Origin of the sequence: Brotaphodocola sp. (assembly GCF_050873065.1) — a bacterium.
GTDB lineage: Bacteria > Bacillota > Clostridia > Lachnospirales > Lachnospiraceae > Brotaphodocola.
The window spans coordinates 121,016-142,747 of record NZ_JBNMIC010000001.1 but is presented as its reverse complement, the minus strand read 5'-3'; the positions used below and the strand labels follow the sequence as shown (position 1 = coordinate 142,747).

The following is a 21,732-nucleotide window of genomic DNA, read 5'->3' as shown; positions in this document are numbered from 1 at the left end:
AATTTCTATTTCCGATTTTATTTCTCTTTATTTGTATTTTTAATTTTATCCAAAAATAGTTGGGTATCAAAACAGATATAAGAAAACTCTGATCACGGATCACGAACTTGCGGAGGACCTTCCGCGGTCCCCCTGTCGTCCTCTCCATTATAAAACGAATTTTCAAAAAAAGAAAGTCTTTTTTATTGCTTCAGAAATTCCATGTGTTCCCGGATCTGACGCTCATAGCCATTGTCCGATGGGCGGTAAAAGGTCTGACCCTCCATTCCATCCGGCAGATACTGCTGTTTCACGTAATGGTTTGGATAATCGTGCGCGTACTTATATCCCTCTCCGTGCCCGAGTTTCTCTGCGCCCTTGTAATGTCTGTCCTTCAAATGGACCGGAACCGGCATCGCACGCTGGTTCTTCACCGCCTCCATCGCCTCATCCACCGCACAGATCGCAGAATTGCTCTTCGGAGCCGTCGCAACATAGAGCGCCGCCTGAGAGAGCACAATTCTCGCCTCCGGCATTCCAAGGCGCTCCACCGCCTGAGCTGCGCTGACTGCGACTGTGAGCGCCTGCGGATCCGCATTTCCGACGTCCTCCGCCGCACAGATCATGATTCTGCGCGCAATGAACTTGATATCCTCCCCTGCATAGAGCATGCGCGCGAGATAATACACAGCCGCATCCGGATCCGATCCCCTCATGCTTTTGATAAACGCGGAGATCGTGTCATAGTGATTGTCCCCGTCCTTATCATAATTGACGGCGCGCTTCTGGATGCACTCCTGCGCCACCGCAAGCGTGAGGTGAATCAGCCCGTCCGCCGGATCACGTTCTGTTGTCAGGACACCGAGTTCCACTGCATTCAGCGCCGCTCTCGCATCCCCGCCCGAGATATCCGCAAGAAAATCTGCCGCATCCTCATCGATGACGGCGCGGTAACTTCCCATTCCCTTCTGAACATCTCTGACTGCACGATAAATCAGCTCTTTGACATCCTCTTTCTCGAGTGACCTAAGCTCAAAAATGCGCGAGCGAGAGAGGAGTGCCCCGTTGACCTCAAAGTACGGATTTTCCGTCGTCGCACCAATCAGGATCAGGGTTCCGTCCTCCACATACGGGAGAAGGTAATCCTGCTGGCTCTTATTAAAGCGGTGAATCTCGTCCACAAAAAGGATCGTCCTGCGGCCGTACATGCCGAGCGCATCCTTCGCCTCGCGGACGACATCCTCCATATCCTTCTTTCCTGCGACCGTCGCATTGATCTGTTTGAATTCTGCCTTCGTCGTATTGGCAATGACCTTCGCGAGCGTCGTCTTTCCGGTGCCGGGCGGACCATAAAAAATCAGGGATCCCAGCTGATCCGCCTTGATCGCACGATAGAGCAGTTTATCTTTTCCAATAATGTGTCTCTGCCCCACTACCTCCTCGAGTGTCGTCGGCCGCATTCTCGACGCCAGCGGAGACTCCTTCTCCTGCGTCGAGCTTCTCATATAGTCAAATAAATCCATTTCCATGCCCCTTTTTTAGTCAATCAGCAATTCATCCACTGTCACAAACATGTAGCCCTCTGCACCAAGCTGATCCGCCAGCTCCAGAGCCGCCTCTACCGACTCCGGAAAAATATCGTGCATCAGAATAATATCCCCGTTCCTGACCTGTTTCTTTACCCGCCTCACAATTTTTTCCACATTTCTCAGCTTCCAGTCGAGAGAATCCACATTCCAGAATACCGTCGTCAGATCACAGCGCTCCGCAAGCTTCTCATTCCAGTCCCCGTAGGGCGGCCTGAGAAATTCCGGCTCCTCCCCGGTGATCGCTTCAATCATCTCCTGCGCTTTCTCCACGGACTCTGCAACTGCCTCCTCACCCTCATGCGTCATCTGGACATGGCGGTACCCATGATTGGCAATCAGGTGTCCCTCCTCCTTCATCCGCACCACAAGAGCTTCTTTCCCCGGAATATTTTCCCCCATCAGAAAAAATGTCGCATGAATTCCGCGCTGTTTCAGGCCATCTAGCAGCACCTTTGTGCATTCCGCACTCGGTCCGTCATCAAATGTCAGTGCCAGAAGTTTCTGAACGCTTTTTATTCCCTGCTCTTGTCCTTCCTCCGGCTCTGGCTCTGCAGGTTTCATCACACTTCCCGCCTGCAAAGCCCCGTCTGCAAATCTCCCCGTCTGAACCACCGCACCCAGAGTGCCAAACAGCAATCCATCAAACAGAATCAGAGCAAACAGCAGTCTCTTCGCCCCTCTCATTCTCACCGGCTTTGCACCCTCGATTTTTCGAATTCTCTATAACGTATGCACGGGTTTCTTTCCTATGAGATTCTTTCCTGTGAAATAAACAAAACTAAAAAAAGAAGACCATGCATCGAATAATCGCTCATCCGGTGCACAGTCCTCCCAGCTTTTGCAGAAATCTCTGATTAAGCTACAACGTGTACGTTTACAGCCTGCAGACCACGATTGCCCTCAGCGGTATCGAAGGTAACCTTCTGTCCATCTTCCAGAGTCTTGTAGCCATCAGCTACGATACCGGAGAAATGTACGAATACTTCCTCACCGGACTCATCGTTGGTGATGAAACCATATCCCTTCGTTGCGTTGAACCACTTAACGGTACCCTTATTCATAGTACTGCCTCCTATATAGATAAATATTTGTATTTCTCATGAAACAAAAAAATCACATATTTTTGTGAATCATGAAATGCACTTCATGACTTACAAAAATATGTGAATCAAAAGCTCATATCAAAATACGAGTTCAGTTTAACACCCAGCAAGGTTTCTGTCAAGCAGTTTTGGAAAGAATCCCCGCCTATGACTGAGATAAAAACGGACTGCGGAATAAATCCGCAGCCCGTCTGTGATATCATCACGAGTCTTAAGATTCTCTGAATTACTTCAGGGTGATCTTAGCGCCCTCAGCCTCAAGCTTAGCCTTGATATCCTCAGCCTCTTCCTTAGAAGCGCCCTCTTTCAGAACCTTCGGTGCGCCGTCAACGACGTCCTTAGCTTCCTTCAGGCCCAGACCGGTTACTTCACGAACAACCTTGATAACCTTAACCTTGTTAGCGCCAACCTCGGTCAGCTCTACGTCGAACTCGGTCTTCTCCTCAGCTGCTGCCTCACCAGCACCTGCTGCTGCTACAACAACACCTGCTGCTGCAGATACGCCGAACTCTTCCTCACAAGCCTTTACCAGGTCGTTCAGCTCTAATACGGATAACTCTTTGATAGCGTCGATAAACTCTGCGGTGGTTAACTTTGCCATTTTATTTTCCTCCATTAATTTTAATTGGGTTTTGTTAAATTTCGTCAGCGTGCTATGCACACTGCCTCAGTTGAAGCATTAATTCTCGAATTAAGCCTCTGCCTGCTTCTCTGCGATCTGATTCAGGACGCGAGCCAGGTTTGTGATCGGAGACTGGATGCTGCCAAGCAGCTTGCCCAGCAGAACCTCTCTGGACGGGATGGTTGCGATAACCTGCATTCCCTTTGCATCGTAGTAAGTACCCTCTACAACGCCGCCCTTGATTTCCAGCTTGTCAGCCTTCTTTGCGAACTCAGCCAGAACTCTTGCCGGAGCAGTTGCATCGTCCTTAGATACTGCGATTGCGGTCGGTCCCTCAAGGTTGGGATCCAGAGCTGCGAACTCAGTGCCTTCTGCAGCGCGCTTGATCAGGGTATTCTTGTATACCTTGTAAGAAACGCCGGCCTGTCTCAGGGCTTTACGAAGCTCAGTATCCTGAGCAACAGTCAGTCCACGATAGTCAACCACTACTGCGGATGCAGCACCGTTCAGCAATTCAGAGATCTCAGCCACTACCGGCTGCTTTAACTCTACCTTTGCCATGAATGTCTTCCTCCTATAATATTTTGGAGACTGCACGGAAAAAGCCTCTCCGTCAAGACAGAGAGGCTCTACAAATTCAATCAAAAACTTGTACGTTCCTCGGCAGGCGTTTTCACCTTATGCCTTACGGCACCTGCTGTCTTCGGCAGTCAATACTTGTGTATGATAACATACTATATCTGGATTGTCAATCTTTTTTTACTGCTATTACTGAACCAGCTTTACAACATTCAGCTTAACGCCCGGGCCCATGGTAGAGGTCAGGGTTGCGCTCTTGATGTATGCGCCCTTCAGAGTAGCCGGCTTAGCCTTGTTGATTGCATCCATAAGCGTCTGGAAGTTGTCCGCTAACTGCTCCTCTGTGAAAGAAGCCTTACCCACCGGCACGTGGATAATATTGGTCTTATCAAGTCTGTACTCAATCTTACCAGCTTTGATCTCGTTGATAGCCTTGGTTACGTCCATAGTAACGGTACCAGCCTTCGGGTTCGGCATTAAGCCCTTCGGTCCAAGTACACGACCCAGACGACCAACAACGCCCATCATATCCGGAGTAGCTACAACAACGTCAAAGTCCAGCCATCCCTCGTTCTGGATCTTCGGAATAAGTTCCTCAGCTCCAACGTAATCTGCACCAGCTGCCTGAGCCTCATCAGCCTTAACACCCTTAGCGAATACAAGGATTCTGGTAACTTTACCGGTTCCGTGCGGCAGAACTACTGCACCACGGATCTGCTGATCTGCGTGACGTCCGTCACATCCGGTTCTGAAGTGAGCCTCAACGGTCTCATCAAATTTTGCAGATGCATTCTTCTTTACAAGTGCAATCGCATCTGCTGCATCATAAAATACGGAACGGTCTACTGCTTTTGCTGCTTCCGCGTATCTTTTTCCATGTTTCATTATAAATAACCTCCTAGTGGTATTGTCGGGGATTTCCCTCCCACGTTTCTAATTCGACTTACTCCTCAACAGTGATACCCATACTTCTTGCAGTACCTGCGATCATGCTCATTGCTGCCTCGAGGCTTGCTGCGTTTAAGTCAGGCATCTTGGTCTCTGCGATCTTCTGCAGATCTTCCTTGGAGATGGTAGCTACCTTCGTCTTGTTCGGGGTTGCGGAACCGGATTTGATCTTGCAGGCTTTCTTTAACAGAACTGCAGCCGGCGGAGTCTTGGTGATGAAGCTGAAGCTTCTATCTGCATAAACCGTGATAACAACCGGGATGATCAGATCGCCCTTGTCTGCGGTTCTTGCGTTGAACTCCTTGGTAAACTGCACGATGTTAACGCCGTGCTGACCCAGTGCAGGACCTACTGGCGGAGCCGGAGTAGCCTTGCCTGCCGGAATCTGTAATTTGATGTAGCCAGTTACTTTCTTTGCCATGATAATGACCTCCTAATATTGTGGTATTGTCGGGGATTTCCCTCCCACCAGCCGGCACGATGCCAGCCTAGTTTGCTGTTACATTTTCTTCACTTCTGTGAAGTTCAGTTCAACCGGAGTTTCCCGGCCGAACATTTCGACGCTGATCGTAAGGGTTTTCTTGCTCTCATTGATTGACTTGATCGCACCGATCGTATCCTTCCAAGCGCCGGCGGTCACTGCCACCATATCGCCGATCTCGAAGTCTACTGCCAGCTCCGTCTTTGTGAATCCGAGACTCTCCATCTCTTCCTCGCTTAACGGTACCGGCTTGGAGCCCGGTCCTACAAAACCGGTTACGCCGCGGGTATTGCGGACTACATACCATGTATCATCGTTCATGATCATGTGAATCAGCACATATCCTGGAAACATTTTCTTGTCTGCCAGTTTCTCCACGCCATTTTTCAGCTCTGCTACTTCCAGCATCGGGACGGACACTTCCAGGATCTGATCCTGGAGGTTACGGTTCTCGATCGTCTTCTCAATGTCAACTTTTACCTTGTTCTCGTAGCCTGAATAGGTATGAACTACATACCACTTTGCTTCTGACATCTTATCACCCTCGCCTTAGTTAAATAATGAAGCTGAGGCCCCATTTGATGATGAAATCAAGGATTGCGATAATCGCGCCCAGCACAATGCTGATCGCAGTCACCGAAATCGTCTGTTTCACAACCGTCTCCTGGTCGGGCCATACGATCTTCTTGAACTCAGCTTTAAAACCCTTGAAAAAACTCTTAACGGGAGCCTTTTCAGTTCCTGCAGCCTCTCCCATAATTCACACTCCTTATTTGGTCTCTTTGTGCAAAGTATGAGTCTTGCAGAATCTACAATACTTCTTAGTTTCCATGCGGTCCGGATGGGTCTTCTTATCCTTCGTCATGTTGTAGTTACGTTGTTTGCAAACCGTACATGCCAGTGTAATCTTTGTGCGCACGACTTCCACCTCCACTTAAATTTTCGTTGTTTTTCAGTCTCTTTTTGCCATGCTCTCCTCCTCGCCGGATTCCGGCAAAATTTGAGCATAAAAAAAAGACCTAAGCTCTTCCATTCGCCACATTACTATATCACACGAAAAGTGATTCGTCAATATTTATTTTATCAGGCTTTTTCCGGGTTTTTGTTTGAAGTTTTATTATTTGTATTTTATTATTTGGATTTTATTATTTGTATTTTTTATTTATATTTTTCGTTTATACTTTTCGATTATATTTTCCTTTTCTATTTTTTCTTTCCCGGAACTGCAAGACCGAGGTGAACGAGAATCGCCCAGAGATACGGAGCGCCAAAACAGTTGAGTGCCTTCGGTCCAAAAATCTCATGGTTCTGATCCGCAAGAATCCTCGAAAATGCTCCGCAGACGGTCGCGCGGGTGATTGATTTTGATCTGCGATCGACAAACATCTCCCCGCCCCGAATCTGGTAGGTAAACGCAAGATGCTTCGCCGTAAAAAACGTCTCCCCCTGATGATCCACAAGCCACTCCCAAAATTCAAAATCTGTTTTCGGAATCTGATTTTCATTGCTGTTCTTTGGCTTTTCTTCGTTCATCTATCCATCCCGCCTTTCCCATTTTCATTCTGTTATCCTAATTTTTGTCCTATTTTTATCCATAAAACCTTTATCTTTCAAATTTCTCCGTTACCGCTACCGTAGTATTCTACGGAATTTTTAGTGCAGAAAGATTCTCACACAGTATAGCGCACTTTATCGCCCTATACAATTATTTTATATATATATAGGAATTCTACAATTTGCGCATGTTATACGGGCTCTGTTCGCGGGACAAGTCATGCAAACTCTCTCTCGCTCCGGGTTCAACGTAGCAGTGCATAAGGTCGCAAAATACGCGACCTAAGCACTGACGTTTCACACGGGTTTGCCTGAACTTTCCCGACGACAGAGCCCTCCCCATCTTCCCTACCATTTACTAGACCGATCTTTTTATCTTTGTGGACTACCCCAACTTAAAATTATTTTGCTTTCCTTCACACTTCATTTTCCCCGCAACCTTCTCGCTACCTTCCTTTTCCAATACAGACCGCGAGAAAATAAATGCGCTTCACCCCTGCCTTTTTCAAGATCCGGCTGCACGCCTCAATGGTGCTTCCTGTCGTATAAATATCGTCAATAATAATCACAGACTCTGGAATTTTGTCCGAAACGGACGAATGGAGGTCGAATGCCTCCTGAAGATTTTTCAATCGCTGAGATGGACCGAGGTCTCTCTGCGGAAGTGTTTTCTTTTTTCGGATCAGAAGTTTCGTATCAACTGGAATCCCCCAGTAGTCCGATAGCCGTTCTGCGAGTTCTTCTGCCTGATTAAAGCCACGCTCTCGCCTTCTCGACGAATGAATCGGAACCGGAACAAGTGCCTTAGCGCCCCAGACCCGCACTCTCTTCGCAAATCGAAGATTCATCGCCTGTGCATAAAAATCGAGATACTCACGGCGATTCTTATACTTGATCGACGCCATTGACCGGCGTGCCGTCTCATTGTAATTCAAGAGTGACGCACCCGAATCAAACGTTTTTGGACGACGCATGCAGTCCGGACAGTATTCCCCCTGCCGGTCCGAAATTTCTTTTCCGCATTTCTTGCAACAAGGCTCGCGCACCGGAGAGAGGCTGCGAAGACACGCCGGACAGATTTTTTCACCGGGCGGCTCCACAATCTCTGCGCAGACGGGACAGCGCCTCGGAAAGAGCAGGCCAAGAAGCGTTTCTGCCTGACCGCTCCTCAACCATTTTTTCACATTTATCATATTTATTACGCCTCCTATTTTGCCACGCCTCCCGTCTATCATATTTATTCCAGTTCCGTCTCCATGACTTCCCGGATTCTCTGTTTCAGACCGGTGTAGCGCTGCTGCTCCGTGTCGTTATTGACCATCGCCTGAAACGTCTCCGGAATTCCGACAAGGCAGACGCATTTTCTCGCCCTCGTGACTGCTGTGTAGATCAGATTTCTCGTCATCAGCATTCTCGGACCGGAATGCACCGGAATAATCACAGCCGGATACTCACTTCCCTGCGACTTGTGAATCGTGATCGCATACGCCAGTTCCAATTCCTCAAGCTGTTTAAACGAATACTCCACCATCTTCCGCTCATCAAATTCCACTGCGACGGTCTCCGCGAAACGATTGATCTCCCGGATGATGCCAATATCCCCGTTGAAGACTCCGGTCCCGGACTCCACCGGAACTCCGCGCGGGCTGCGGATCTCCCACTCAATCTGGTAATTGTTCTTGATCTGCATGACCTTGTCCCCGACGCGGTAGATCGTTCCTCCGGCCTCTTTCTCCGCCTTTCCCTCTGCTTTCGGGTTCAGATATTCCTGAAGAATCGTGTTGAGTCTCTCCACGCCGAGAGCCCCGCGGCGCATCGGAGTCATAATCTGGATGTCAAACGGCTCCGCCTGGACATAGTTCGGCAGTTTCTCCCGGATCAGCGTGATCATCGCGCTGATGATCGCATCCGGATTTTCCCTGCGGATAAATAGAAAATCCCTGCTCCGTTTCCCGAGCGGAATCTGCGCACCGTCATTGATGCGGTGGGCATTCACAATGATATCGCTCTCCGCCGCCTGACGGAAGATTCGCGACAGTTTTACTACATTGAAAGCACCGGAAGCGATCATATCCCTCAGGACATTTCCCGGACCGACACTCGGCAGCTGGTTGACATCCCCGACAAGAATCAGTCTCGTACCCGGATTGATCGCCCGCAAAAGCGCATGCATCAGATAGACATCCACCATCGAAGTCTCATCGATGATGATCGCATCCGCATCAAGGGGATTTTCCTCATTGCGCTCAAAATGCATCCCCGTCGTCCCACCGTTTTCATCCGGGACCCCGTTGAGTTCGAGAAGGCGATGGATCGTCTTCGCCTCATATCCCGTCGCCTCAGTCATTCTCTTTGCCGCGCGCCCCGTCGGCGCCGCGAGCAGAATTTCCATCTCCTCTTCCTCGAAATACCGGATGATTGTGTTGATCGTCGTCGTCTTTCCGGTTCCCGGTCCGCCGGTGATAATCAGCAGTCCACTGTTGACCGCCTCAATCACCGCCTGGATCTGAAGCTCGTCCGGCTCAATGTGTTCCTGGGCACAGATCGCCTTCAGACGCTTTCGGATCGCACCCTCCGGCTCCTTGCCGCGAATATTCAGATCGTGCAGCATTCTCGCCGAGTTCAGTTCCGTGTAGTAATACTGGGATGCATAGACGTGGCACGAGTCCTGTCCATCTCCCATCTCTCCACCCTCATTGATTTTCACGACGATCTTCTTCTCCATCTGAAGATCCATCAGATGCTTTTCCATCGCCCCGATCTCCACATGGAGCAGTTCCGAAGCTCCTTTGAGAAGTTCCTCTTTCGGAAGGTAAGTATGGCCGCTCGCAACAGACTGTTGAAGGGTGTAGAGCAGGCCGCTGCGGATTCGGAAATCGGAATCCGTGAAAATGCCGGACTGACGCGCAATCTCATCCGCCATCTTAAATCCGATTCCCTGAATATCATCCGCAAGCCGATAAGGGTTCTCCCGGATGATTCCATAGAGTCTCGCGCCGTATTCCCGGTAAATCCTCAGCGACAGATTCATCGAAATGCCGTAATCCTGGAGGAACATCATCGCCTCCCGCATCTCTTTCTTCTCCTCCATCTGCTCAGAAATGGAAATCGCCATCTTCTCGCTGACGCCCTTTACCTCCGCAAGCCGCTCAGGCTCTTCCTCGATAATGCGAAAAGTATCTGCCTTAAAGCGCTTCACGATTCTCGCCGCAAGCGCACTGCCGACTCCCTTGATCGCACCCGATCCCAAATACCGCTCCATCGATGCCGTGTCCTCCGGCGCCTTGAGTTCATAGTGCTCCACCTGAATCTGATCGCCATAAACAGGGTGCGCCACCTCGCGTCCGGATGCCTCTATGTAATCTCCCTCGCCGATATAGGGAAAGGTCCCGACCAGAATGTAATCTTCCCCGTCAGCAAAAACACTTAAAATCGAGTAGCCGTTATCCTCATTGCGAAATTTGATTTTTTCCACATAACCCTTTACTGTTGCCATAAATTCTCCGTCCTGCACGATTCCCTTTTTCCAAGATACCATAAACGAAAATCCCGCATCCATCATACGGATACGGGATCTCCGGTTCAAACATCAGGTTCCAGTCAAGCCTCTGAATTAATATTCCTGCGGTTTGGAGTCACCATGCTGAAATTCAATAAATTTTCCAGTTCCGATTGCCACTGCCGTCAGCGGATCTTCCGCAACAACGGTGGTAATTCCGGTCTTCTCCTCGATCAGCTGATCCAGTCCATTGAGCAGAGAACCACCGCCGGTCATCACAATGCCGCGGTCAAAGATATCTGCTGCAAGTTCCGGCGGAGTGCGCTCGAGTACGTTGTGAACGGCATCCACGATCTGGATTGCCGGCTCGCGAAGAGCCTCTAAAGTCTCCTCGGAAGTAACCACAATCGTCTTCGGAAGTCCTGTCACAAGGTTTCTTCCTCTCACTTCCATCGTCAGAACCTCCGGACGGCGGTAAGCCGATCCGATGTTGATCTTGATCTCCTCTGCGGTTCTCTCACCGATCAGAAGATTGTGTTTCTTTCTCATGTAGCGGACAAGCGCCTCATCAAAATCATCACCTGCGATCTTGATTGAAGTGCTTACTACCGTTCCACCCAGAGAAATCACAGCGATGTCCGCAGTACCGCCTCCGATATCTACGATCATATTTCCACATGCCTTGGAAATATCAATTCCGGCACCGATCGCAGCTGCAACCGGCTCCTCGATGATGGACACCTCGCGTGCGCCTGCCTGATAAGTTGCATCCTCTACCGCCTTGCGCTCCACCTCGGTTGCTCCGCTCGGAATGCAGACAGCAATGCGCGGTTTGCGCAGGGTGCGCTTGCCGACAGCCTTATTGATGAAGTACTTCAGCATCTTCTCCGTCACGGTATAATCAGAAATAACGCCCTGGCGCAGCGGACGTACCGCAATGATGTTGCCCGGAGTTCTTCCGATCATCAGACGTGCCTCTTCACCGATTGCCATGATTTTATTGCTGTCCCGGTCAATCGCAACAACTGACGGCTCTTTGAGAACAACGCCTTTTCCTCTTATATATACCAAAATGCTCGCCGTACCTAAATCGATACCGATGTCATTAGACACTAACATCTCTTTTCCTCCTGTTTGCTTCCTCACAAATCCTATTCGCACAAATATTCCAGATTAATCTCTCTTATTATATACAATCATGCCCCTTTTTGAAAGGGTTTTTTTATTTTTTATTATGTTTATACATTTTTTATCGTGCCGACACATTTTAGTCACAATTCTTTTTTATACTCTAAGTACATTATCCGAAAGGGTAATGGAACCTTTGTTTCAAGTGCATACTTGAAATTACAAAGCTTTTTCATACTCATACCTGCCAGGGGCGATCCTGGCAGGCCCCCCTAAAAACCATTTTCTTTTATTTGTATACCTACCATTCCCAAATCTGCCGGGTGGACGAGCGAAACGTTCACTCGGCAGACTTTTTTTGCTCTTTTACCAGATATTCACTGTTTCGCAGATTTTCCATCTGATTTCTCATTTGATTTTCCAATTAATTTTCCAAATTTATTCGATCTGATTTCTAATTTTTCTCTCTGTATTCTCTCCCTCAGCCGGACGAAAGCTCCGCTTATAGCGAATACCCCCGCATTTAAAAATAAGTATCCCCGCAAGCAGGCCATAAAACTGTACGCACTATATTTCAGACTCTTTCGTCTGCTGATGTCACGCATTTGGGCACGACAAAATCTCCGGAATCTCGCTTTCATACAAAACTACTCGCTCATCCAGATCGGGACATGGCGCATCCGCACGGAACGCTGAGTCCGAAACGCCTCATCCGTATCGTATGTCACACCAGCCTCTGCGGTGTGTAACTTCAGAAAAATTCTTATCGTTTTACAACTAAGGTACTGAACCGTTATGAACACTCAGATTTTTTGATTTTCAGATAGCCGGTCTCCGGCCACGATTTTACACAGACTGATTTCTTAAATAATTAAATCTAAATCTCTTTACTGCAAAAACTCACTCAAATACATCTTACCCATCTATTCTTTTGCCATGCCTGATCAGGGATTTTTCTAATCTCCCGATCTTTTTCCGCATGCAAAACACACTGCTCCCAAACTGCTTCAAACTTTTATTCTTTTATAAAAAATAAAATCATGAAACTCCCAATTATGAATGATAACGGATTCAGACAATCTCTGACGTTCAGATCCTCAAGATTTTCGGATACGCAACAGATATGATAGCACAGGCGGGAGCAGATTGCAACCGTTTTTCTCCGGAAGAATCTGCTCCCGCCCCTCAAATTGTTACTGTTCACGCGCCCTGCAAACAGTAACGGATTTTGCCGATGCTTCGCATTTCAGATCGGCAAAATCTGCCGTCACCACTGTATCATACGGCATTTTCAGTTCAGAAAATGCCTACCCGTGTACAGTAACCTCAAATTATCCTCTCAGACAGAACTCACTGCAGTCCACCACGCGGGTCGCAAGTCCCTCATAGAACTCCGGCTCGTGGCAGATCAGAAGAATGCTTCCCTTGTATGCCTTAAGGGCACGCTTGAGTTCTTCTTTTGCCTCCACATCGAGATGGTTTGTCGGCTCATCGAGAAGCAGAACATTCGTCTCGCGGTTCATCAGCTTGCACAGACGCACCTTCGCCTGCTCACCACCGCTGAGCACTCGCACCTGGCTCTCGATATGCTTTGTCGTCAGGCCGCATTTTGCTAACGCAGAGCGCACCTGATACTGGGTGTAAGACGGAAACTCTTTCCAGATCTCCTCGATACAGGTTGTCGTGTTGCCCGGAGCCATCTCCTGCTCAAAATATCCCGTATAGAGATAATCGCCAAGCTCCACACTTCCCGAAAGAGACGGAATCAGTCCCAGAATGCTCTTTAAGAGCGTCGTCTTTCCGATTCCGTTTGCTCCGCGCAGAACAACTTTCTCTCCCCGCTCCATCATCAGGTTCACCGGCTTTGTGAGTGGTTCCTCGTAGCCGATCACGAGATCCTTCGTCTCAAAAATCAGCTTGCCGGAAGTTCTCGCCTCCAAAAACTGAAATTCTGGCTTCGGCTTCTCCTTCGCCAGCTCAATGACTTCCATCTTGTCAAGTTTCTTCTGACGGGACATCGCCATATTTCGCGTGGAGACGCGCGCCTTGTTTCTCGCAACGAAATCTTCAAGCTCTGCAATCTCCTGCTGCTGGCGCTTGTAAGCAGCCTCAAGCTGTGCCTTCTTCGCCGCATAGACTTCCTCAAAATGATGGTAATCTCCGACATAGCGGTCCAGTTTCTGATTCTCCATGTGATAAACAAGGTTGATGACGCTGTTCATAAACGGGACATCATGGGAGATCAGAATAAAGGCATTCTCATACTCCTGAAGATAACGTTTGAGCCATTCAATATGCTGTTCATCGAGATAGTTGGTCGGCTCGTCGAGGAGAAGAATATCCGGCTTCTCAAGCAGCAGTTTGCCGAGAAGGACCTTGGTTCTCTGACCACCTGAAAGCTCAGACACATCCTTGTCCAGCCCGATCTCAATCAGACCGAGGGCACGCGCAACTTCCTCCACCTTACTGTCAATGATGTAGAAATCATGCGCCATCAAAAGATCCTGAATCGTTCCGAGCTCTTCCATCATCTCATTCATCTCGTCTTCCGATGCACTTCCCATGCGGTCACAGATCTCATTCATCTGCGTTTCCATCTCAAACAGGTAGGAAAATGCACTCTTTAAGACATCGCGGATCGTCATTCCCTTTTCCAGAACCGTGTGCTGATCAAGATAGCCTGCACGAACGTGCTTTGCCCACTCAACCTTTCCCTCATCCGGCTGAAGTTTTCCGGTGATGATGCTCATAAAAGTGGATTTTCCCTCTCCATTTGCACCGACAAGTCCGATGTGCTCTCCCTTTAAAAGCCGGAAAGAAACATCCTGAAAGATTGCGCGGTCTCCAAATCCGTGACTAAGATGCTCAACATTTAAAATACTCAAATTTTTTTCTCCTTTATTCTTTTTATATCTCCAGGAAATCTTTTTGAATGAGATTTCCATTTTACAGAAACAGTCCGTCTTTTTTATCTGACTTCTGTCTCATTTTTACAGACAAAAAACCGGCACGCCCCGCACATTCCTCCATCACCCAGCATATTCTGATTCCAACACGGTTTTCAGGAGGAAACTGGTATGGTCCTTCCGCTCACCTATCTGAAATCCGGCGAAGAAGGACGTGTAGTCTGGATCGCCAGCGATCTGCCCATGCGCCGGCGCCTTGCAGATCAGGGCATCATTCCCGGAGCCTCCCTGATCTGCATTTTAAAACCGACCCGCCGCGGAATGGGCGCCTATCGCATCCACGGCTCCGTCATCGCCCTGCGAAGAGAGACGGTCGGTGAAATCTTTGTGGAATTATAAAGCTTATTTCAGTCCCAGCTGCTCCATCTCCGCTTCCACAGAATCCTCACAGGAGCGCATTGCCTCAATCGTATCGGCAAAGAGCTGGTCGAGCTCCCAGCCCAGGCGCTCTGCACCGGTCCGGATGACATCGCGGGAGCATCCTGCTGCAAACTTCTTGTCCTTGAATTTCTTTTTCAGACTGGAGACCTCCATGTCCTTCGTGCTCTTTGACGGACGCATTTTTGCCGCTGCACCGATCAGACCGGTCAGCTCATCCGCTGCAAACAGCACCTTCTCCATCTCATGCTTCGGCTCCACATCGCAGCAGATTCCATATCCGTGAGAACAGATCGAGGTAATCATGTCTTCCCCAACTCCTGCCTCTCTCAGAAGTTCCGGCGCCTTGACGCAATGCTGTTCTGGATACTGCTCAAAGTCTACATCATGGAGCAGTCCGGTAATTCCCCAGTACTCCGCCTCATCGCCGTAACCGAGTTTCTCTGCATACCACCTCATCACGCCCTCAACGGTCAGACCATGCAGAATATGAAATGGTTCCTTGTTGTATTTCTGAAGAAGCGCGAGAGCCTCTTCCCGTGTCAATTTTGATACTCTTTCCATCACAAATCGCCTCCAAAGATTTCGTATGTCTGATTCAGTATACACCAAAATTTCCTTTTTCCAAACAGTTTTCACAGATTTCTCGGATTTCTTGACATTTCTTTTGCCGGTTGAATTCTTCTCTCTTTTATGGTACAATAAAAAATGTTCCGAATGCAGATATAGTTCATCGGTAGAACATCAGCTTCCCAAGCTGAGGAGGCGGGTTCGATTCCCGTTATCTGCTTCATATGCCAGAAGAACCCTTATTTTACAAGGGTTCTTTTTTTGTCTGGAACTAAAATGGAACTATTTTTTCCTATTCTTTCAAGTAATAAATCTCTTCGTCTTTAAAATCTTTATATGCTCTTAGCATTTCCTTAACGATATTTTAACAGATTATTTTTATGTTTTCTTTATATTGTGTGTAAATTGTGTTAAGAAGTACCAAAATCTCTTTTATTTTTTCTTTTTTCATGTACAATAGGAACCAGATCGAACAGAGAGACTTCTACATACGAAATCATCCATCCGATGACCCGGTCTTTTCTGCTCGACAGATGATTGACAGGAGGCGCGACATGATTGGACTGTGGGCTATTTTAATTCTTTATGGTATCATCGGTGGTCTTTCGACTGTTTCTATGGTGATCGGAATTCCTGCAATCATCGCGTGGAAAATCTATCGCAAGATTGTCCACCATATTCCACTTAGCTGTTAGCAAATATGTGGCCATCCCACCACGTATTTTTATTTGATAACAGACTCTTTCCCAAATGAAAAAGCAGCGGCTCCGCTTTCCCGGCGGAGTCCGCTGCTTTTTCACATTTACACGCTTTATTATGATTTTGTCCATCTTCAATTACTTGGTAAATTCGATGGACGTGTCTTATATCCCCATAGCTGAAGCTAGGGGTTTTACAACACATTCAGATTTCTCCAAATCTTACAGCGCCTGGCGGATCTTCTCTGCGATCTCCTCGTACTCAGCATCGGTCAGAGTAACCTTGCCCGGATTCATCTCAAACACACCGCCCCACTCATACTGGTCTTTGTACTTCGGAACCAGATGCATATGCAGATGGCAGCCGGTATCTCCGTATGCGCCGTAGTTTACCTTCTCCGGATGGAATACCTTATGAATAGCACGGGAAGCCTTTGCAACGTCTGCAAAGAATGCATTTCTCTCCTCATCCGTCAGCTCGATCATCTCACTGATGTGCTTGTCATGAGCCAGAATCAGACGGCCCGGATGGCTCTGCTCCTTAAATACATACAGAAAACCTGTGTCCATCTTGCAAACCGGATATGCAAACTTTGCAACCAGTTCTCCCTGCATACAATATGCGCAATTTACGTCTTTCATGTCATTTCCTTCCTTTTCTTGTTTTTTGATCTCGTTCAAACTGACACTCACGGAGCGTATCACACAGAACAGACTTGTCACATCCTTTAAAATGGAGGCATCCACTCTGAGTTACATCCTGTCTCTATTTTACTCTGATCTGTCTTTTCCCGCAACCTATTTTTCATTGCTGTTTGCGCAACGCATGAACCTAACGAGTATTGGCTCCGAGGGCAAGAAAGATCACGCAAACCCGTTTGAACCGTCGGTGCTTAGGTTGCGTCTTTTGCAACCTTATGCACCGCTACGCTTCAATCCGGAGCGAGAGCGTGTTTGCGGGACTTATCTTGCCCGAAGAGCCATTCGAGAGCCATTCGAGAGCCATTCGAGATCGAGGAATGATATGATACCCCTTAAAGACCCGCTTCTATGTGATTTTCACCGTCTCTTCCAGGACTTCACGCAGCGAATCGCCACTGCGATCAGGGCTCCGGCAAACAGAAACTGCAGGACAATGCTGATGATCATCCAATTTGCCGTCACCAGATTTGCCCCGTGATTTCCAAACCAGTTCGTCACAGTCGCAGTCTGCTGCTCCCGCCCCGTCAGGCGCGCAATCGTCAACAGAAACGTGGAGAGCGGATTGATCAGCATCAGATAAAGGCAGTTGCCTGAGCTTGCAGCCCCCGCACTTCTCCCCATCGAGGTGAGATAACTGTCCACATTCATTCCGTTTAAGTAATAGACAAACTGGTTGATACCGTATGTTCCGACGACAGCCAGAGCGGTCAGTGCATAGGAGACTGCCGTCGCCAGAGTCGAGCGCCCGAAAATTGCGGAACAGCTGATCCCGAGACTTCCCACAAAGAGTGCCGATGCAAAGTAGCAGATCAAAAGAAGCCCGATGTCTTTTAACGTCACTCCTCCGTAGACAAAGACGAGCGCCACAATCGGAAAGCTCGAGACAATCATCAGAAAAACCGTACTCAGCGCCGCTGCCAGTTTTCCAAGCACAATCTCCGACGGTTTCATCTTTGTCGTCAGCATGAGTTCCAGTGTCTGCCGCTCTCTCTCCCCGCTGATACATCCCGAAGTGATTGCCGGCATGATAAAAATGAGCATCATAAATTCCAGAACCGCGACAAACAGATATAGATCAAGAAAGCTGGAGTACTGGACCTCCGCCGTCATCCGAACCTGCGCTAAGTTCGAGTACATATTGAGCAGTGCCACAAGCGCCAGAATCCCGTTAAATACCAGCAGCATCAGCGCAAGCTTAAAACTTCTGGCACTGACCATAATCTCACGTTTATAGACCGGATTCGTCTTCATAAGAGAGCACCACCCTTTCCTTCTGGTGATTTGTGATCTGCATAAACAATGCCTCCAGACTTCCCGCCTCGCGCACAAATCCCCGGATTTTCACGCCCGCCTCGACAAGCCGGCGAAGGAGCTCGCATTCCTGATCGGCATCCCCATCAAATCCTGCGACGATCTCCTGATCCCGCACGCTGATTGTCCGCACAAGCACTTCCTCCTTGAGCAGCTGCATCGCAGCCGGAAGATTTTCCTGAACGGTGATGATTAAGGGCCGGGATGTGTGGATCTGATTCATGATCTGATCCATCGTTCCGCTTAAGACAAGTTTTCCGGAATCTATGATTCCGATATCCGTGCAGAGTTCAGAAAGATCCGAAAGCAGGTGAGAGCTGATCAGAATCGTCTTTCCCTGCTCGTGAAGTTCCTGGACCGTATCCCGAAATTCCAGTCTCGTCCTCGGATCGAGTCCCGCTGTCGGCTCATCCATAATCAAAAACTGCGGATCATGAATCAGCGCCCTCGCCAGACACAGACGCTGCTTCATTCCTCGCGAGAGGCTGTCGACAAAGAATTCTTTCTTGTCGCCAAGTCCCACCTGCTCGAGCAGAATCTCCGACCGCTTTCTCGCCTTCAGCCCCTCCATTCCATAGCAGGAAGCAAAAAATTCCATATATTCCGAGACTTTCAGATTGTCATACACTCCAAAATGGTCCGGCACATATCCGAATTTTTCTTTCACCCGCTCCGGCTCCTTCAGCGCATCGACACCGTCAATCTCAACCTCTCCCGCATCCGGCAGAAGAAGTCCGCTCATAATGCGGATGGTCGTCGTCTTTCCTGCTCCGTTCGGACCGACAAAACCGTAGAGCGCGCCATCCTTGATCTCCATATTCATCTCATCGAGAACACGGTAATTTCCGAATCGTTTTTTCAGATTTCGTATTTTCAACATCCCTGATCACCGCTCCTTTCCCGCAACCATCGGCATCGGAAGCTGAACCGAGCTGTATCCGCCCGATCCGTCATAGACATAGCGCACCGTGATTGTGTTTGCCGGTGACAGATACGGTTTTAGCTGATCGACTTTCATCGTCTGTCCGTCGAGATCAACCAGATCATAATTTCCGCTTCCGTAATTATAAAAATAAATTCCTCCGGAAAATGCCTCGCTGTATCCGCCCCCATCTTTGAGGAAAACCTCCGAGATCGGCTCAAGTGTCAGGCTCTCCACCTCAATGTCTCCGCCGAGCTGGTATTCCAGTGTCAGCGGCTCCGAAGCGCCCATCGTGTTTGTCCGATCCTCATACGTTCCGCTGACCACAGTCGGAGCCTTCATCAGCGCCGAGCGATAAATCATCGGATCGCTTGAGGAATTGACTGCCAGCGAAGCGGTCAGAAGCGTCAGCCCGTAAGTATCCTCAGACGGAGTTTTTAAGAACGCCGACTCCTCTTTCTCCGTGCTGAATGCGAGAACCCTTGCATCCGCCGTGTACCCATTCAGGTAATTGTCCAGATAAAATTTCAGAAGATTCGACCGCTCAAGTGCAAGCAGATATTCATTGTTCTTGATATCTGCCGCCGCAAACTCACTCTCTCCCGATATCTGGTCCGCCACGATGTAGGACTCCCCGAGCGGAAATCTCAGAAGTTCAAGATCGTTCAGCTTCTTCGTCTCCCCGGCCTTCATCGGACCGATCTTCACCATCGTTCCATAGAGCATCAGTGTCGTGTTCTCCAAAGCAAACGGGAAATGGTTCGTAATGCTTCCGCTGAGTTTTCCCTCAAAGTACCGGATTTCTCCCGTGATTCCAACCTGATCGGTATTCTCCTGTTTGCGCTCAAGCTGAAAATATCGGGGAGCGAACGCCGCAATGTTCTGCCCCTGAATTCTCGTCTCATCCTCAAAATGTTTCATCACGATCTGACTCGGCGTTGTGCTCGAGAAATCTGACTGATCCGATGTGCCGTAAAGGGAGCTGCGCGTGATCGGAAGAATCGAGTAGTTCGGATTGAGTTCCACCGTGTACGGCCGGTTGTAAGGATTGCGGATATTGACATAGGTGATGTCCGTCACATAGTCCGCTGTGACATCCCTGATCGATGCATATGTATAGAATGTCGAGCGAAAACGCGTCCGGCTTCCAAGCAGGTAAATGATTCCGACAAACAAAAACGAGAGTGCCACGACTCCTCTGCGGTAATATCCCTGCAGCTCCCGGTTCCGCAGAAACAGATACATTCCCGGTCCGAGAATTCCCAGATAGATGACAACGACACAGACATAGAGTGCCAGATTCGGCAGCTTATTCACATCGCCCGTATTGATCAGGCTCTGCATCGCCCAGAATTTCGAGGAATTTCCGCTGTAAACCAGCTCGGAGAGCTGATTGATACGGCTGTCCCCGAGAAGACTCGTAAAGAGATGATCCACATACGAGGGATGTTCCTCACAGAATGACTGGATATCTCCCAGATCAAAGGAGGCAACCGCAATGATTCCCTGCTCTTTCGCCGCTGCCGTCAGAAGAGAAAGCCCGTTGCTTGAGAGGATGACATTGCCCCCATGAAGGGAGAAATCCACACAGGAGAGTGCTAACATTCCCTCTCCCGGATCCTCAAGCGCAAATCCTTCCCCCAGATTGATATGGCGGAGACTCGGCGTCCCGTAGGAATCGTCGAGAAGCTCCGGCGCAAAACGCCCCAGCGTGTCATCCACCCTCGCCCCGGTTCCGAGAATCAGAAGTCCTCCGTCGTGTACCCAGTCCATGATCGCCGCCGTCTGCCGCTCCGAGAGTTTTCTCAGCTTGTAGTCATTGACGATCAGCACATCGAGAAGATTTAAGCCCACATCATCCTCCGGAAATTCCTCCCCGGACAGATCAAACGTCCTTGTGCGAAGCGTGCTGTAACGGATTCCGACTCCATTGAAGTAGTCGAGCTCCTCCGGATGATCGGACAGAATTCCGATAAACATCTCCGGCACATCGCGGTTGACATTGAGCTTCACCGTCTTTGTCAGGATCTCTGTTCCATCCTCATTAAGAAGCGTCACATAAAGGCGGCTCGCCCCGGTTCCAACCGGAATATAGTAAGTCTCCTCACACGTTCCCGCTCCCTCCGCCTCAATCTCATAGTCATAGCGGTAGACCGTCCCGTCCGACTCCGCTGATTTTACCTGAAGCGTTCCGGTAAGCTTTGTGTCTCTCTCATTGCCAATCTTGACCGCAAGCGGAAGATAGCGGCCTCCCTTTGCCGTATTGTCATACCCGTAGGCAATCTCCATCGAGATTCCGTCATTCTCCGCCTGTGTATTTTCTGCCTGCATATTCTCTGTCTGCGGATCTCCCGTTTGCAGATTTTCCGCCCGGCTGCTCTCTGTCCGGGAACTCCCTGTCCCGCCATCAGTCGCCCCTGTCTCTGTAAAGGACGGCACAAGCGTCTCCGCCTCCATCCCGTAACAAAGTTTCCGGCTTCCAACGATTCCGATCGCAAAACCACAAAGGAGGAAGACAACCACCGCCGTGGTCATCTTCCTTCTCCCCGATTTTACTGATTTCGAATTTATTTGAATGTTGTTCTCCGTTTTCTTTTCTGATTTCCAGATCCGAAGGTCCAACCCCTCTCACCTCTTTCTAACCTGTCTGCCTCTGCGTGCCTTTTGCTCCCTGCATTTTTTCCATCCGACTTTTCTGCCTGA

22 protein-coding genes, 1 tRNA gene and 1 other annotated feature are annotated in these 21,732 nt (G+C 49.0%); of the genes, 3 read left to right on the top strand and 20 right to left on the bottom strand.

Annotated features, from left to right (window positions below):
* Positions 1–182: 182 nt before the first annotated feature.
* From ACR0QE_RS00645 to ACR0QE_RS00575, 15 genes are all read right to left on the bottom strand, one after another.
* Entirely contained in the window at positions 183–1,502 is a 1,320-nt protein-coding gene (locus ACR0QE_RS00645; RefSeq protein ID WP_432626452.1) for an AAA family ATPase, read from the bottom strand.
* A 15-nt stretch (positions 1,503–1,517) separates the two neighbouring features.
* Entirely contained in the window at positions 1,518–2,258 is a 741-nt protein-coding gene (locus tag ACR0QE_RS00640) for a polysaccharide deacetylase family protein (protein ID WP_432626451.1), read from the bottom strand.
* A 164-nt stretch (positions 2,259–2,422) separates the two neighbouring features.
* Positions 2,423–2,629, bottom strand: a complete 207-nt coding sequence (locus ACR0QE_RS00635; protein WP_177978529.1) for a cold-shock protein — start codon at positions 2,627–2,629, stop codon at positions 2,423–2,425.
* Between the two features lie 268 nt (positions 2,630–2,897).
* Complete coding sequence (rplL, locus tag ACR0QE_RS00630; RefSeq protein ID WP_432626450.1) at positions 2,898–3,272, bottom strand: 50S ribosomal protein L7/L12; 375 nt, start codon at positions 3,270–3,272, stop codon at positions 2,898–2,900.
* A gap of 90 nt (positions 3,273–3,362) precedes the next feature.
* Positions 3,363–3,854, bottom strand: a complete 492-nt coding sequence (gene rplJ / locus ACR0QE_RS00625; RefSeq protein ID WP_432626449.1) for a 50S ribosomal protein L10 — start codon at positions 3,852–3,854, stop codon at positions 3,363–3,365.
* A 28-nt stretch (positions 3,855–3,882) separates the two neighbouring features.
* Positions 3,883–4,018: a sequence feature (ribosomal protein L10 leader region), on the bottom strand.
* A 43-nt stretch (positions 4,019–4,061) separates the two neighbouring features.
* Positions 4,062–4,757, bottom strand: coding sequence for a 50S ribosomal protein L1 (rplA, locus tag ACR0QE_RS00620; protein ID WP_432626448.1), 696 nt, complete (start codon positions 4,755–4,757; stop codon positions 4,062–4,064).
* Positions 4,758–4,815: 58 nt separating this feature from the next.
* Entirely contained in the window at positions 4,816–5,241 is a 426-nt protein-coding gene (rplK, locus tag ACR0QE_RS00615) for a 50S ribosomal protein L11 (protein WP_177978521.1), read from the bottom strand.
* Between the two features lie 78 nt (positions 5,242–5,319).
* Positions 5,320–5,835: a transcription termination/antitermination protein NusG gene (gene nusG, locus ACR0QE_RS00610; protein WP_432626447.1), complete on the bottom strand. Its 516-nt coding sequence runs from the start codon at positions 5,833–5,835 to the stop codon at positions 5,320–5,322.
* 19 nt (positions 5,836–5,854) lie between these two features.
* The gene (gene secE, locus ACR0QE_RS00605) at positions 5,855–6,058 is read right to left on the bottom strand and encodes a preprotein translocase subunit SecE (RefSeq protein ID WP_432626446.1); all 204 of its coding nucleotides are present in this window, start codon (positions 6,056–6,058) and stop codon (positions 5,855–5,857) included.
* 12 nt (positions 6,059–6,070) lie between these two features.
* A complete protein-coding gene (gene rpmG, locus ACR0QE_RS00600) occupies positions 6,071–6,220 on the bottom strand; it encodes a 50S ribosomal protein L33 (RefSeq protein ID WP_177978515.1) in 150 nt (49 codons plus the stop codon).
* A 284-nt stretch (positions 6,221–6,504) separates the two neighbouring features.
* Positions 6,505–6,834 (bottom strand): hypothetical protein, encoded by a 330-nt coding sequence (locus ACR0QE_RS00595; RefSeq protein ID WP_432626445.1) that lies wholly within the window; start codon positions 6,832–6,834, stop codon positions 6,505–6,507.
* A 467-nt stretch (positions 6,835–7,301) separates the two neighbouring features.
* Positions 7,302–8,048: a ComF family protein gene (locus ACR0QE_RS00590; RefSeq protein ID WP_432626444.1), complete on the bottom strand. Its 747-nt coding sequence runs from the start codon at positions 8,046–8,048 to the stop codon at positions 7,302–7,304.
* A gap of 44 nt (positions 8,049–8,092) precedes the next feature.
* Entirely contained in the window at positions 8,093–10,351 is a 2,259-nt protein-coding gene (gene recD2 / locus ACR0QE_RS00585) for an SF1B family DNA helicase RecD2 (protein ID WP_432626443.1), read from the bottom strand.
* Between the two features lie 117 nt (positions 10,352–10,468).
* Positions 10,469–11,473, bottom strand: a complete 1,005-nt coding sequence (locus ACR0QE_RS00580) for a rod shape-determining protein (protein ID WP_177978509.1) — start codon at positions 11,471–11,473, stop codon at positions 10,469–10,471.
* A 1,340-nt stretch (positions 11,474–12,813) separates the two neighbouring features.
* On the bottom strand, positions 12,814–14,367 hold the full coding sequence (locus ACR0QE_RS00575; protein WP_432626442.1) for an ABC-F family ATP-binding cassette domain-containing protein: 1,554 nt from the start codon (positions 14,365–14,367) through the stop codon (positions 12,814–12,816).
* Positions 14,368–14,559: 192 nt separating this feature from the next.
* Between ACR0QE_RS00575 and ACR0QE_RS00570 the strand changes: the two genes are divergently transcribed.
* A complete protein-coding gene (locus ACR0QE_RS00570; RefSeq protein WP_432626441.1) occupies positions 14,560–14,787 on the top strand; it encodes a FeoA family protein in 228 nt (75 codons plus the stop codon).
* 3 nt (positions 14,788–14,790) lie between these two features.
* On the opposite strand, the gene ACR0QE_RS00565 is transcribed toward ACR0QE_RS00570, so the two are convergent.
* The gene (locus ACR0QE_RS00565; protein WP_432626440.1) at positions 14,791–15,390 is read right to left on the bottom strand and encodes a hydrolase; all 600 of its coding nucleotides are present in this window, start codon (positions 15,388–15,390) and stop codon (positions 14,791–14,793) included.
* Between the two features lie 155 nt (positions 15,391–15,545).
* Between ACR0QE_RS00565 and ACR0QE_RS00560 the strand changes: the two genes are divergently transcribed.
* Both ACR0QE_RS00560 and ACR0QE_RS00555 read left to right on the top strand, forming a co-directional pair.
* Positions 15,546–15,616: transfer RNA gene (locus ACR0QE_RS00560), tRNA-Gly, on the top strand.
* Positions 15,617–15,950: 334 nt separating this feature from the next.
* The gene (locus ACR0QE_RS00555) at positions 15,951–16,091 is read left to right on the top strand and encodes a hypothetical protein (protein ID WP_432626439.1); all 141 of its coding nucleotides are present in this window, start codon (positions 15,951–15,953) and stop codon (positions 16,089–16,091) included.
* A gap of 225 nt (positions 16,092–16,316) precedes the next feature.
* Here the strand turns inward: ACR0QE_RS00555 and ACR0QE_RS00550 are convergent, their stop codons facing one another.
* The 4 genes from ACR0QE_RS00550 to ACR0QE_RS00535 all read right to left on the bottom strand — a co-directional run bounded on the left by ACR0QE_RS00550 (position 16,317) and on the right by ACR0QE_RS00535 (position 21,564).
* Entirely contained in the window at positions 16,317–16,736 is a 420-nt protein-coding gene (locus ACR0QE_RS00550) for an HIT family protein (protein WP_432626438.1), read from the bottom strand.
* A 417-nt stretch (positions 16,737–17,153) separates the two neighbouring features.
* A complete protein-coding gene (locus tag ACR0QE_RS00545) occupies positions 17,154–18,047 on the bottom strand; it encodes an ABC transporter permease (RefSeq protein ID WP_432626437.1) in 894 nt (297 codons plus the stop codon).
* Positions 18,025–18,987: an ABC transporter ATP-binding protein gene (locus ACR0QE_RS00540; protein WP_432626436.1), complete on the bottom strand. Its 963-nt coding sequence runs from the start codon at positions 18,985–18,987 to the stop codon at positions 18,025–18,027. Before ACR0QE_RS00540 ends, ACR0QE_RS00545 begins: the two co-directional genes overlap by 23 nt.
* A gap of 6 nt (positions 18,988–18,993) precedes the next feature.
* Positions 18,994–21,564 carry a hypothetical protein gene (locus ACR0QE_RS00535; protein ID WP_432626435.1) on the bottom strand — a complete coding sequence of 857 codons (2,571 nt, stop codon included), beginning with the start codon at positions 21,562–21,564 and terminating at the stop codon, positions 18,994–18,996.
* Positions 21,565–21,732 lie beyond the last annotated feature (168 nt).